9 protein-coding genes and 1 pseudogene are annotated in these 14072 nt (G+C 61.6%); 8 read left to right on the forward strand and 2 right to left on the reverse strand.

Annotation, left to right across the window (positions count from 1 at the left end; translation table 11 throughout):
* Window positions 1–358 precede the first annotated feature (358 nt).
* From ACFLEY_RS08055 to ACFLEY_RS08065, 3 genes are all read left to right on the forward strand, one after another.
* On the forward strand, window positions 359–3988 hold the full coding sequence (locus ACFLEY_RS08055) for a hypothetical protein (RefSeq protein WP_060908860.1): 3630 nt from the start codon (window positions 359–361) through the stop codon (window positions 3986–3988).
* Window positions 3989–4274: 286 nt separating this feature from the next.
* Window positions 4275–5404, forward strand: a protein-coding gene (locus ACFLEY_RS08060; RefSeq protein WP_129557324.1) for an IS3-like element ISRj2 family transposase whose coding sequence is annotated in 2 segments (ribosomal slippage) — window positions 4275–4527 and window positions 4527–5404 — 1131 coding nt in all. Because the reading frame shifts where the segments join, the coding sequence is not laid out codon by codon here.
* 716 nt (window positions 5405–6120) lie between these two features.
* Window positions 6121–7185 carry an IS630-like element ISRj1 family transposase gene (locus tag ACFLEY_RS08065; RefSeq protein ID WP_026192128.1) on the forward strand — a complete coding sequence of 355 codons (1065 nt, stop codon included), beginning with the start codon at window positions 6121–6123 and terminating at the stop codon, window positions 7183–7185.
* An 8-nt stretch (window positions 7186–7193) separates the two neighbouring features.
* Here the strand turns inward: ACFLEY_RS08065 and ACFLEY_RS08070 are convergent.
* Window positions 7194–8369: pseudogene (locus ACFLEY_RS08070) on the reverse strand (adenylate/guanylate cyclase domain-containing protein); the annotation flags it as partial.
* A 677-nt stretch (window positions 8370–9046) separates the two neighbouring features.
* Between ACFLEY_RS08070 and ACFLEY_RS08075 the strand changes: the two are divergent.
* From ACFLEY_RS08075 to ACFLEY_RS08095, 5 genes are all read left to right on the forward strand, one after another.
* A complete protein-coding gene (locus ACFLEY_RS08075) occupies window positions 9047–9457 on the forward strand; it encodes a hypothetical protein (protein ID WP_028173826.1) in 411 nt (136 codons plus the stop codon).
* A 135-nt stretch (window positions 9458–9592) separates the two neighbouring features.
* Complete coding sequence (gene htpG / locus ACFLEY_RS08080) at window positions 9593–11470, forward strand: molecular chaperone HtpG (RefSeq protein WP_211434418.1); 1878 nt, start codon at window positions 9593–9595, stop codon at window positions 11468–11470.
* Between the two features lie 126 nt (window positions 11471–11596).
* Complete coding sequence (locus tag ACFLEY_RS08085; RefSeq protein ID WP_028173828.1) at window positions 11597–11878, forward strand: DUF3551 domain-containing protein; 282 nt, start codon at window positions 11597–11599, stop codon at window positions 11876–11878.
* Between the two features lie 33 nt (window positions 11879–11911).
* A complete protein-coding gene (locus ACFLEY_RS08090) occupies window positions 11912–12181 on the forward strand; it encodes a DUF3551 domain-containing protein (RefSeq protein ID WP_038966154.1) in 270 nt (89 codons plus the stop codon).
* A gap of 176 nt (window positions 12182–12357) precedes the next feature.
* Window positions 12358–12849 (forward strand): hypothetical protein, encoded by a 492-nt coding sequence (locus ACFLEY_RS08095; protein ID WP_060908858.1) that lies wholly within the window; start codon window positions 12358–12360, stop codon window positions 12847–12849.
* A gap of 37 nt (window positions 12850–12886) precedes the next feature.
* Here ACFLEY_RS08095 and ACFLEY_RS08100 read toward each other — a convergent pair whose 3' ends face one another.
* Window positions 12887–13867, reverse strand: coding sequence for a tripartite tricarboxylate transporter substrate binding protein (locus ACFLEY_RS08100; protein ID WP_060908857.1), 981 nt, complete (start codon window positions 13865–13867; stop codon window positions 12887–12889).
* Window positions 13868–14072: the final 205 nt, after the last annotated feature.

Genomic DNA, 14072 nt, shown 5'->3' on the forward strand with positions numbered 1-14072 from the left:
TGATAGCCTGTTGCCGTTGCGTAGAGGCTCCGAGAGTGGCCAGCGTAGCGCGGAACGATAACGGAACTTTCGATGCGCTATGATCGGCTTCTCATGCGGATGCCTCGCGTAAATCTTGAATGCGCGTGGTCGCCGTAATTTTCGTCACGCTGCTGATAAATTCATCCGGCAATACTCGCGCGCGCACACGTCACGGCATTGTCAGCAGAAAACGCGCAAGACGCCGTTCAAATTCTTCATTGAAAAATAGGGTCTGCTTGACAGGCATTCTCAGCTAGCGCAGTTTTAGGTTGAATGGTCGTCGCATGATTTTGCTTTGCCCGTTTGATTTTCCAGGCACCAAACGCGGAGCATTCGTATGACGGTTATTCCTCCCGCCAGTGGAATGACGCTCCATGACGGCGACACGATGGATGTCAGTGGCGGCATCTCCGTCGATAGCACGACGATCCTGGCCGGCGCCTTGCAGACGGTCGGCGGATCCTTCGCAACGAGCACGGCAACCCACACTGTCATCAACGGCGGAGAACAGGACGTCGTCTTTGACGGCGTCGCCAGCTACACGACCATCAACGCTGGCGGCGTCCAGCGTGTCACGGGCGAATATATCCATGAAGGTCCAACCCCGGGCGAGGTCGATCACACCACGATCAATGGCGGCGGCGAGCAGGACGTCGACACGGGCATCGCAACGACGACGACCGTCAATTCCGGTGGCGTTCAGAACGTGACGAATGGCGGGAGCGCCAGCGGCACCATCGTCAATTCTGGCGGTGTTCTCAGGGTTTCGGGTGAAACTGTGGAAACGGCGCCCGTGTACCCGGAGCCGGTGATCCGAAGCGTGGCGACCGTTGCAACCATCAACTACCAAGGCGAGCTCGACGTCACTGGCGGCGGGACCGCAGTGAACGCCATCGTCAACGGCGGCGTCATGACTGTCTCGGGATCGATCCCGGATCCGTTCGCCAATGTCCCCGGCCAGCCGGCCGTCGACGCCAGCATGGCGATCGGCACCATCGTTGAAGGTTTTGGAACACTAACGGTGTGGGACGGAGCGTTGGTGTCGGGCACGATACTCCAGAACTTCGGCACGCTGAATGTCGATGCAGGTGGCACGGCAACGGGCACGACGATCAATTACGGAACGATGGTGCTGTCCGCGGGCGCGACGGCGATCAACACGACCGTCAATCAGTACGGCGGGCTTGTCGTGCTTGGTAACGCCGATTTTTCGGGCACGGTCTTCAACGCCGGCAGCACATTGCAGATCGGCAACGGCACGATTGAAAACGGATTCACTGTCCCGAAGAGCGTGACGCTGGCCGTCCTGGACGGTGGCGTGCTCAGTAACAGCGTCATTTCCGCGGGCGCAACGCTCATCGCTGAAGCTGGCGCGACGCTGTCCAACACGACCTTCCAGAGTGGCGCAACGTTTGTTGCCGACTATGGCTACACGGAAAACGGCTTCACCGTATCGGACGGCATCTTGTTCAAGGTGTTCGGTACGGCCACGAACACGACGATATCAGCGGACGGTAAGCAGATCCTGGGCAACTACGACTTAGGGGCCACCGCCAGCAACACGGTCATCAATGGCGGCGAGCAGGATGTCGGGCTTGCATCCACCGCGAGCTACACCACGATCAACACGGGCGGTATTCAACGTGTCGCCGGCATTTACCTGCACGATGCGCCGGGTCCAGGGCGGGCCGATCACACCACTGTCAACTATGGCGCCGAGCAGGACGTCGATACCGGCATCGTGACGTCAACCACCGTCAATGGCGGGGGTGTCCAGAATCTCACCAATGGGGGCTTTGCCAGCGGCACCATCGTAAACTCGGGCGGTGTCATCAGCGCTTCGGGAGAGACGATCTATTATCCTCCCGGAGGGCCGTACGGCATCGTCTTCAGAAGCGAAGTCGATTTTGCCGTTGTCGGCAGCGGCGGCCAATTGCACCTGTTCGGGGCGGGGATCGCCAAGAAAGCCATCATCAATGGTGGTGTGATGACGGTTTCGGGATCCGTTGCAGACCCTACGAACGACCCGAGCGCGCCCGCGGTCGACGCCAGCGCGGCGAGCGGGACAGTCCTCAACTCAGGAAGCCTCTCCGTCTCGGACGGCGGCATCGTCACCTCCACTATCCTGAACGGCGGCACGCTTGATGTGCTCGATCAGGGCACCGCGAACGCTTCGACGGTTCTTCGTGGAGCCACAGAACTCGTCGAAGCCGGTGGCATTGCCGGCGCGACCACGATCGCCGGCGGCATGCTTGATCTCAAGGCCGGCGCGATTTCCGATGACGCGATCACCTTCTCCGGCCAAGGCACGCTCAAGATCGAGCAGAAGCTGGTTTCGGGCTCATCGGCCTTTGCAAGCCAGATCAAGGGCATTGCGCTCGGTGACCAGATCGACCTGTCCGGGCTGTCCTATACGAGCGGCGCAACGGTGACTGTATCCGGCTCGAAGCTCACGGTCAGCAACGGTGCGGCCAGCGAGACCTTTACACTGGCGGATACTTCGGTCACGCGCTTCGGCATCGCGAAAGACAGCTCCGGCGGCATTCTGCTGACAGCCGCGGCCTTGCCGGCCATCGCTGGAGCCGTATCGGGACAAGCGACCAGCAACCAAGCTGCTATCAATCCATTCGCGACCGTAACGATCACGGATCCAAACGCAGCGGCAACGGACAGCCTAATCATCACGCTCGCAGGTGCGGCTGGCATCCTGTCCGGGTCAGGACTGATCTCGCTTGGAAACGGAACCTACGAGCTGGCGGCAACCAGCGCCGCCAACCTGACCGCCGAGTTGCACGCCCTCACGTTTGTAGCCTCGCCGCACGGAGATGGCAGCGTAACGACCACGTTCACTCTGAGCGACACAAGCAGCGTCGGCTTGACCGTCAGCGACACCAACACCTCTGTCACGGACACGCATCAAGCCGGTACCACGACGATCGACGGCCCGGCCTCCGGTTATGCGATCATTCAGGGTACGACGGGCAACGACATCATCCACGCCTATGGCATGTTCAATACCATCCACGGCAATGGCGGCAGCGACACGATCTACGCCGGATTATACGGTACGGTTGATGTGCCGAGCGGCGACAGCGCCGTCTATCTGCAGGGGATCGTCAACCACGTCACCGGCGGCAACGGCAATGTTACGGTGACGGGATCGACAGGCGCCACGACGATTGCACTCGGCAACGGCAATGACATCATCGACGCCAGCGGATACGGGAACGTCATCACGCTGGGTAACGGCAACGATATTGTCCATCCCGGTGACGGTGCAAGCCAAACGACCGCCGGCAACGGCAACGACCTGGTGACGCTCTCCGGATATGGCAACACGGTCATGCTGGGGAATGGCAATGATGTCGTTGCGGGTGGAGATGGCGCCAATAGTATCACTCTCGGTGACGGCAACAGCACCGTGAATCTCGGCGGGATGGGAAACCGGATCACCGTCGGCTCGGGAACGAACACGATCATGGCCGGCAGCGGATCGGACAACGTCGTTGCTGGCGGGGGCCGCGATACAATCATGCTTGGTGGCGCTGGCAATCACGTGGTGCTCAACGGGTCCCAGGCAAATGTGACAAACCAAATCGGCCAGGACGTCATTACGGTCAATGGCGGGTCAGACCAGTTTAACTTTGCCGGGTTTGGCAATCAGGCGATCATCAATGGCCCGGCCCATGCCGACATCATCGATCACGGCACGGGTCTGACCGTCTCCGTCAATTCCAGCAGCCAGGTCGATACGATCTCCGGATTTGGCAATGACACGCTCGGAATCGTCGCTCTTGCGAACGGTGTGGGCGATTATCACTCCGTCGCCGACATCATGAGCGCGCTTAGGAGCGATGGACACGGCGGGACCCTGCTCGCGCTGGGGAGCGGTTCTAACGCAGGGTCCATTGACTTCGTTGATACCGCGATCAGCCAATTGCACGCATCGAATTTCATGATCGTGTAGAGGCTCAGGATACGCACCCGCCGCTGATGCCAGCTTGATCTGCTTGGTGTGGCCTTTCGGCCTGCCCTGATCGCGGCGGCCTCGGCTGCTCGAGAGGCGCGACTGGCATCACAACTATTCCGGAACTCCAGCCATGTGCAGGCCCTTTACGAGGCGCCTGCTTCCGGCGCGGAATGTAGGATCGTCCGAAAGCCAAACAGAGCTGGCCCCGCAAATTCGGACAGTAGCTTGAGTGGATTTTCTGCCTGACAGCGGCGAGGATTCTTGCTGCGAATCAGGAGCGAAGATGACGAAGAAGAGCCGCCGGACGCATTCTCCGGCATTCAAGGCGAAGGTTGCTTTGGCTGCGGTCAAAGGCGACAAGACACTGGCGGAGCTGGCGCAGCTGTTTGATGTTCATCCGAACCAGATCACGATCTGGAAAAACCAGCTCCTGGAAGGCGCCGCCGGCGTGTTTGGGCATGACAAGACATCGGCCGAGACGCCGGTCGATTTGAAGGCGTTACATGCCAAGATCGGCGAGCTGGCGTTGGAAAACGATTTTTTGTCCGGCGCGCTCACCAAGGCGGGCCTGCTGAGCGCAAAGCGATGATCGACCGCGGTCATGATCTTTCTATCGTGCGCCAGGCGAAGGTCCTGAAGCTGGCTCGCAGCACGGTCTACTATGAACCTCGGCCAGTTTCGGCCGAGGACCTTGCCTTGATGCGTCGGCTCGATGAGCTGCATCTCGATTATCCCTTCGCGGGAGCGCGTATGCTGCGATCGTTGCTGCGGCGGGAGGGCGTATACGCCGGTCGCCGCCACATCGCGACGCTGATGAAGCGCATGCGGATCGAGGCGGTCTATCGTCGCCCGAACACGAGCAAGCCGGCTCCGGGTCACAAGATCTACCCGTACCTGTTGCGCGGATTGAAGATCGAGCGGCCCGACCATGCGTGGGCAATGGACATCACCTACATTCCGATGCGGCGTGGCTTCGTCTATCTCGCGGCGGTCGTCGATGTGTTCAGCCGACGGGTCCTGGCCCATCGCGTCTCGATCACAATGGAGGCGGCCTTCTGCGTCGAAGCGGTCCAGGAGGCGTTGGCGAAGCACGGCAGGCCCGAGATTTTCAACACGGATCAGGGCAGCCAGTTCACCAGCCTCGAGTTCACCGATGTGCTGCTGGACGCGAAGATCGCCATCAGCATGGACGGCAAGGGCGCCTGGCGCGACAACGTGTTTGTCGAGCGGCTCTGGCGCACGGTCAAATACGAAGAAGTTTATCTCCGCGCCTACGACAGCGTGTCCGAGGCGCGAGCGTCAATTGCCAAGTATCTGGCCTTCTACAATCAGGGACGCCCTCACTCGAGCCTTGACGGGCGCACGCCCGACGAGGCTTACTTCGGCACGCAAGCTATGGTGATGGCCGCATGACCGTCGCCGACGGTTTTGTCGTCGCTCTGGTCGGGCTACGCCCTCCCGACGCAACGACAAAACCGTAAAGCCCCGCGTTCAGCATAACCCGGCAGGAATCCACTTAAATCCAGCGGGGCGCTGTCCAAACAACCGGGGCCAGCTCTAACATTCTTCAAGCGACGAATGGTGAAAGCGGGATCCAGTGCAAGTCCGTCTCGCTTGGCTGCCACCGCATCATCCATCTTTCCGATGAGGGCTAGAACCGCTGCTGATACAAAATGGGCAACGGGGTAGTTTGGGTTGGCCTTTATGCTTCGCCGTAACCACTCAATCGCCTCGGCCTCGGCTCCGAGGCACAATTTGGCTAAGCCAACGCAGCACAGCCACCGATGTGCGCCGTCGTCACGTGGGGACAGGCGCAATGCATCTCGTACGTATCCCTCCATTTCTTCTGGGTGACCGAGAAGCATTTTTGCGACGCCAAAGAGCATGAGCCTCCGCCAAATTTCGGTTCAGAGCCAGTGCGCGCTCGCATTCGGCAACTCCTTTCTCCGCGCGCTGCGTACATACTTGCACGACGCCTAAAGCCATGTGAGCGAGAGCGTGTTGCGGGTCTAACGAAAGCGCTTTCATTGAAGCCGCCTCTGACGCCGCGAAATATCGGCAAGGGTCATCAGCGAAAACAACGCTAGTACCCACTTTTCTTGGAACGTGAGTCGTGATTCAAGGTCGGGATGATACCCGAAGCAAGAGAAGTCCACCTTTCGAGGAAAGATCGCAAGGTGCTTGAGGCGTGCTGTCGCTCACCGGTGACGTTGCAGCGCGATTTGAAGCGGGCGCGGATAGTTCTGTTGGCGGCGGATGGGCGCAGCACCCGGTCGATCGCCAAGGAAGTTGGGGTCCAGCCGCGGATTGTCAGCCTTTGGCGGCATCGCTATGCCGACCATGGCCTTGAAGGGCTGCAAGACAAGCCGCGGCCTGGCAAGCAGCCGATCTATACGAAGACGACCGACAAGCGGATTCTGAAGCTGCTGGATAAGCCGCCACCGCAAGGGTTTGCGCGCTGGACCGGCCCCCTGCTGGCCGAGGCGCTGGGCGATGTCGATGTCCAATATGTCTGGCGGTTCCTGCGCAGCCACAAGATTGACCTGGTGGCTCGCAAGTCCTGGTGCGAGAGCAACGACCCGAACTTTACGGCCAAAGCCGCCGATGTTGTCGGCCTCTATGTCGCGCCGCCGGCGAAGGCCATTGTGCTGTGCGTGGACGAGAAGCCCTCGATCCAGGCTTTGGAGCGAGCGCAGGGTTATCTGAAGTTGCCCAATGGCCGCGCCTTGACCGGCCAAAGCCACGATTACAAGCGGCATGGCACCACAACATTGTTTGCGGCGCTCGAAGTCGCCACCGGAAAGATCATCGCGACCCATTCAAAACGCCGGCGCCGCGTCGAGTTTCTCGATTTCATGAACAGCGTCACCGCGGCTTTTCCGAACCGCAAGCTTCACGTCATCCTCGACAACCTCAACACCCATAAAAAGAACGAGGACTGGCTCAAGGCCCACCCCAACGTGCAATTTCATTTCACGCCGACAAGTGCGTCATGGCTCAATCAGGTCGAAGTATGGTTTTCCATCTTGCAGGGGCAGTCGCTCAGCGGCACCTCCTTCACGAGCCTCAAGCAGCTTCAGGAACACATCGATGCCTACGTCAACGCATACAACGACAGAGCCGAGCCCTTCGTCTGGACCAAGAAAAAGGTCCGTCAACGCCGTTTCAAAGGCCGCCGTATCACTCAGCTCTGATTCCGGGTACTAGCCATTGCCGCATCGACCAGCGCGATCCCTACCAATGCCTCAACGTTGTCCGGCTCAAGTCCCAAGGCCCGCTCAAAGAAGCTTCGAGCCTGCCTCAGGTGAGGAGAAGTCCAACTCTTGTTCCAAAGGGCCATTCCTTGGAAATAAAAGTCCAACGCGCTCGGTTGCAATGAGCGTTCCGCCCGCCGTGCCTCCGCAGCGATGAGTTGGGCATTAAGCGCGTTGGCCAATCTCGACACAATTTCGTCCTGCATCTCGAAGAGATCGGCTAGGGGTTTGTCAAAGCGGTCCGCCCAGAGGTGGCTTCCTGTTTCAGTGTCGACCAGTTGGACATTCACTCGAAAGCGGTCTCCGCTGCGCTGTACGGACCCTTCGAGCACGTAGCGAACGTCAAGGTCGCGGCCAATCTGCTTCAGGTCGATCGGCTTGCCTTTGTAGGTATATGCAGTGTGGCGGCCGATCACGAGCGATCCACTGATGCGCGACAGGTCGGTGGTCAGGCTCTCGGTCACGCCATCGACGAAATAATCCTGCAAGGGGTCGCCGCTAAGATTGGCGAAAGGCAGCACGACAATGGAGAGGCGGGGCGGTGAGCGGGGCACCTTCGCGCCAACGGGTCTTTGGGGGTAGAGGCCATCTAGGAGGGCGGCATAGGTTTGGATCGGAAGATCAATATTTTTGAAAGTCTGCTCTCCACAATTTGCAAACTCAATGCCGACCTTGCCCCTGATGTGATCGTAGGCAGACGAGGAAATGCAGATTCCGCCGGGGTCGGCGATACTCTCTAGCCGTGCCGCGATATTGACGCCGTCACCAAAAACATCATGCGGTTCGACAATCACATCGCCTACATTGATGCCGACGCGAAAGGCAATTCGTCGTTCTTCCGCATCGGCGGCGGTAAGCTCCCTGATGCGAGTCTGAAACTGCACTGCGGCGCGAACCGCTTCGACCGCGCTTGGAAACTCTGCCAAGAACCCATCGCCGGTGTTCTTCACGATCCGGCCCCCGTGTTCGGAGATGGCAGGCGCGACCCCTTCGGCAAGGAGACTTGTCAATTTGGAGTGGGTTGCTTCTTCGTCATGGTGCATTAGCCGCGAATAGCCCGCCACGTCAGCGGCCATTATCGCTGATAGCCTGCGTTCAAGACGAACCGGCCGCTCCTGCTCCATGGCAATATTCCAACCCACTGTCGCTGGTGGCGGATCAGAGAAGTGCCGAACGCGCTGTTCTCGTTTCCATCATGCCCACGCGGAGGCAGGGGGTCAAAATGATAGTGGGTCCAAGTCGCAATTTTTCAGCCGCTATGGCTGATCTAGCGGGCGTTTCCGAAATCCGACCTGCTCTTTTCTCCGCGCCTTCGCGCTCGCAATCCGCTCGAGCTGCCGGCCGCGGCGAAGGTTGATCCCGAATTCGGCAAATACGTCGAGCCTATTGAAGGCCCCCTTGCCCGCCGCGAACTGCAGTAATCTCAAGGCGATGATCGGGCCGGAAACCTCTACCGCGCGTCGCGGACTTCAGGGACGAGGAAAATTCGGCTTGGAAAGAGCTTCTGCCATGGGCCAGAGGCGGCCGAGAGGGTGCCAAAATTCTCTCGCCCAAATAAGAAAAAAAGTAAGGCGCGACTGGCATCACCACAGTCGCGCCCTACGTCGCCGGCTTATGGGGCAGGGGGGAATAGCCGGCTGCTGATACGACTCCCAGGCGCGGAAGTCGTTCCGGGGCTCCCGAAATATTTTTCGCGGCGCGACCTTTTTCGCACACGGTTAAGTGATCGTGACTGCCGAGAACCCCCGCTCCTCCGGCTGCGTTGTTCCCGCGATCGCCATGGGGCGAGGGGTCGACAGCCATGTCACAGATTCAAAAGGTATTTTTGGGCGCCGCCGCGATTGCCGCGATGCTCGGCGCGGCGCAGGTGCAACTGGCCTCCGGCCATGATCTGGCCGACCGCTGGCAGGCGGTCGCCGATAAGCCCGGCCACGACGTCAATCGGACCGGCAAGGCCGACCGGCTCGCCGAGATCAAGTCGGCGGCGGTTCCCACCCGCACCGTGTCGATGCGGCTGAACGACCTTGCCGATACCTCGGTGCTGCTGCGGGTCCCCGCGGTGATCGAGACCGGCAATGCAAAGCCGCCGGTGACGCTCCAGAACCAGAATCAGAAGCAGGGCCGCAACAAGCCGACCATCGCCTGCGAGCCGATGGTCAGCTCCCTGACCGAGGTCGCCAAGCTGCTCCAGCCGGGCCGCTGCGTGACCTGATCGCCCCAGGCCAAGGGACAGGTCAAGGGACAGGCTGCCTCTGCCGCGGGCAGGGACGGCTGCTCACGTCCTCTTGATCCGCCGTCCCATCGCGTTATATCCCGGTTTTCCCCTTTTGATTGACCGGGTAAACGCATGACGACGTCAGATACAGCTGTGCATACGCAGCCCTTCCAGGCCGAGGTTTCCGAGCTGCTGCACCTCATGGTGCACTCCGTCTATTCGGAGACCGACATCTTCCTGCGCGAGCTCGTCTCCAACGCCTCGGATGCCTGTGACAAGCTCCGCTACGAGGCGATCGAAAGTCCCGCGCTGCTGGGCGAGGGCGACGCGCTCAAGATCCGCATCATCCCGAACAAGACGGCCGGAACGCTCACGATCGCCGATAACGGCATCGGCATGGAGCGGCAGGAGCTGATCGACCATCTTGGTACCATCGCCCGCTCCGGCACCAAGGCGTTCGTCTCGAAGCTGAAGGAGGCCAAGGACGGCCTCGGCCTGATCGGCCAGTTCGGCGTCGGCTTCTATTCCGCCTTCATGGTCGCCGACAAGATCGTCGTCGTCAGCCGCCGCGCCGGCGAGAGCGACGTCTGGAGCTGGACGTCCTCCGGCGGCTCCGGCTTCGAGATCGCGCGGGCCAGCGAGGAAGACGCGGCGCGCGTGACACGCGGCACCGAGATCGTCCTGCACCTGAAGGACGACGCCAAGAAATATCTCGAGACCTACGAGATCGAGCGCATCGTCGGTGCCTATTCCGACAACATCCTGTTTCCCATCGAGCTGGTGCCGGAAGAGGGCGAGCCGCGCCAGATCAACTCGGCGAGCGCGCTGTGGCAGCGATCGAAATCGGAGCTTTCAGCCGAGGACTACAAGAAGGCCTATCAGCAGATCGCCTCCGCCTTCGACGACCCTGCGATGACGCTGCACTACCGCGCCGAGGGCCGCTACTCCTACGCCGTGCTGCTGTTTGCGCCGTCGACAAAGCCGTTCGACCTGTTCGAGCCCTCGCGCAAGGGGCGCGTCAGGCTCTATGTCCGCCGCGTCTTCATCACCGATGATGCCGATCTGCTTCCGGGCTATCTGCGCTTCATTCGCGGCGTCGTCGACAGCGAGGATCTTCCGCTCAACATCTCGCGCGAGATGCTCCAGAACAATCCGCAGCTCGCGCAGATCCGCAAGGCCGTGGCGACCCGTGTCGTGTCCGAGCTCGAGGGCCTCGCCGAGAAGGACGCGGAGAACTTCGCGAAGATCTGGGATGCTTTCGGCGCGGTGCTGAAAGAGGGCATCTACGAGGATTTCGAACGTCGCGAAAAGCTGCTGGCGCTGTCGCGCTTCACCACCACCACGGGCGAGAAGCGTTCGCTGAAGCAGGTTGTCGCCGATTTCAAGCCGAACCAGACCGAGATCTATTATCTCGTCGGCGACAGCATCGAACGGCTGAAGTCCAACCCGCGGCTCGAGGCGGCGACCGCGCGCGGCATCGAGGTGCTGCTGCTGTCCGATCCGGTCGATGCCTTCTGGACCTCGATGCCGACGGAGTTCGAGGGCAAGCCGCTGAAGTCGCTGAGCCAGGGCGATCTCAATCTCGACCTGATCCCGCGCGTCGACGAGACGGACGAGGCGAGGAAGGACGAGCCGGAGGCGGACGAGGCCGCCACCATCGCGGTGATCAAGGGCGCCCTCGGCGAGCGCGTCAGCGACGTCAAGGCGTCCACGCGCCTCACCAGCTCGGCCTCCTGCCTCATTGCCGACAGCCAGGGGCCGAGCCGCGAGCTCGAGCGAATCCTGTCGCAGCAGAACCGCGGCATGCGCACCAAGCCGGTCCTCGAGATCAATCTGCGCCATCCGATGGTGGGGGCGATCACCAAGGCTCAGGCCGGCTCCAAGGCCGTCGACGATCTCAGCCTGCTCCTGCTCGAGCAGGCGCAGATCCTGGACGGCGAGTTGCCGGAGGACCCGGCGGCGTTTGCGGCGAGGTTGAACCGGCTCGTGTTGCAGGGGCTCGGCGGATAGCGCCGCGGCGCACCGCCTCACCTTGCCGTCATCTGTACTTCGGAACAGTCGCCTCCGGCGTGGTGTTATGCCATATCAGGCCGTCGGCATCCGATCCGCCGACGCTACCGATTCGAGGATGTCTCCATGCGTTTGCCGATCCTGACCCTCACCGCGATTGTCACGCTGTTTGCTGCGGCAGATGCGCGCGCCCAGACCTATGACCCGCGCTATCCGGTGTGCATGCACGTCTACACGCCCGGCGGTTGGGGCGGCGGCGGCGACTATTACGACTGCTCCTTCACCTCGCTGCCGCAGTGCCGCGCCACGGCGTCGGGCCGCTCAGCGAGCTGCGACCTCAATCCCTATTACGCTTTTGACGAGCCTCCGCCGCCGCCGCGCCGGCGTCACAAGAAGGTGCAACAATAGCGATCCGCGATGCGGCACGCTGGAGCACTGCTCATGCGTTTCTCGTTCGGCCTGGTCGTAAGCATCGGTGCGGTGGTCGCGGCCGCGCCGTCGCATGCGCAAACCTTCGATCCCCGCTATCCCGTCTGCATGCACGTCTATTCCGGCTCGAGCGGCGGCGGCGGGGAGTGGTATGACTGCTCCTTCACCTCGCTGCCGCAGTGTCGCGCCACGGCGGCGGGCCGCGCCGCGACCTGCGATCTCAATCCGTATTATCCGGTCAGCGTGCCGTCGCCGCGCCAGCGTCACAGGCGAAGCGGCTAGCGCTGACTACGCGGCCACCAATCCCTGTGCTTTCACCAGTCGCCAGCGCCTCCTGCGGTTGACCCAGATCAACGCGCGGAATTGCAATCCTCGTCACCCTTGTCTCGAAGCTCGGCATCAGGAGCCCGGCATCACGCCGGCCTGTTAGATCGGGCGCTTGAGGCGAGGACATCTGCATGAACAAGCGCACCGTTATCACGCTCATCGGCGCGGCCTTTGGTTTGATCGCCGTTTCCCAGCCGGCCCGCGCGGACATGATCGCGCGTTACGAATGCAGCACCGCCGGTTTCTATAGCCAGGAGCCGATCGGCGACCGCCCCGACCACAATTTGGTGACTCAGGACTACGTCTGCGTCGGTGTCGATGGCCTGCTGAAGGGCGCGGTTTATTCCGCCTCCAATGCGGTGGAATGGGACGGCCCAAAAGCGACCATCGTATTCGGTGGTGGCGTGCACCGGATTCCCGGTGGACGTCTCGTCACGCAACTGATCGAAGGCTCCGCTCAGGCGGTCATGAAGGACGGCAAGCCCATTGGCGTCGAGTCCTCGGGCAAGGGGATCGTCAAATTCGGTTCGGGTCCGTTCGCCGGGTTGAGCGGCAAAAGCGTCAAGTTCGTCACCACTCCCGTCAATCCAATCCGGTTCAACCTCGAATTCACGGCAGACTGACGCCGCTGCGGAGGCGTGGCTTGTACCTCGGGAAACGCTATTCCTTCTTGATCCCCGACAGCTCGACCACCTTGCGCCAGCGCTCGGTCTCCGCCGTCAGCATGCCGCCGAACTCGCCGGCATTGCCGTGCAGCGGGATCGCGCCGAGTTCGGCGATGCGGACCTTGATCTCGGCGTCGGAGAGCGCGGTGTCGATCTCGCGATTGAGAAGATCGACGATCTCGCGCGGCGTGTCGTGCGGGGCGCCGACGCCGTAGAATGAGCTCGTCTCGTAGCCGGGCAGCGTCTCCGCGATCGGCGGCGCGTCCGGCAGGATCTCCGAACGCTCGCGCGTGGTGACGCCGAGCGCGCGCAGCTTTCCGGCGCGCACCAGCTCGAAGGACGAGGTGACGTTGTCGAACATGCCCTGGATCTGGCCGCTCATCACGTCGGTCAGGCCCGGCGCCGAGCCGCGATAGGGGACGTGGGTGAACCGCACGCCGGCCAGCGACTTGAACAGCTCGCCGGACAGATGCAGCGAGGTGCCGATCCCGGAGGAAGCGATCGACATCTTGCCGGGATTGGCTTTGGCGTAGGCGATGAAGTCGGCGACGGTTTTCACCGGCAGGTCGTTGTTGACGACCAGCACCAGCGGAATCCGCGCGACACCCGCGACCGGCGCGATGCTCTTGGCGAAATCATACGGCAGCGAAGGATCGAACGAGGCGTTGATCGCGTTCGCGGTCGAGGTTAGCAGCAGCGTGTAGCCGTCAGGGGCGGACGTGATGACCGCCTGCGTCCCGATATTGCTGCCGGCGCCCGGCTTGTTCTCGACCACGAAGGTCTGGCCGAGCCGTTCGGACAGGCGCTGGCAGAGCAGCCGCGACAGCACGTCGGTGGCGCCGCCCGGGGCATAAGGCACCACCCATTTCACGCTGCGCGATGGATAGGAGGGGTTGCCGATCGCAAAGGCGCGCGGCGCAACGAGCGCAGCGACGGCACAGGCGGCGGTGTGGAGGAAATGTCGCTTGGTGATCATGGTCGTCTCCAATTCCCCTATCCCCCCAGCCGAGGCGAGGACACGCGCAGCGCGCCCAAATGACTGGTTTTGGTATCGCAAGAATTGCGCTGCGGCGCACGCCGATCCCACCGGCTTGGTAAAGGATGACTAGAGTTAATCGCGCACTAACCGGCTTTTACCTTGTCTCTTAACACCTGGGCAGGGCGCGCGGGCTAAGCTTGGG

The sequence above is a fragment of the Bradyrhizobium sp. YCK136 genome, assembly GCF_044570075.1.
Classification (GTDB): domain Bacteria; phylum Pseudomonadota; class Alphaproteobacteria; order Rhizobiales; family Xanthobacteraceae; genus Bradyrhizobium; species Bradyrhizobium diazoefficiens.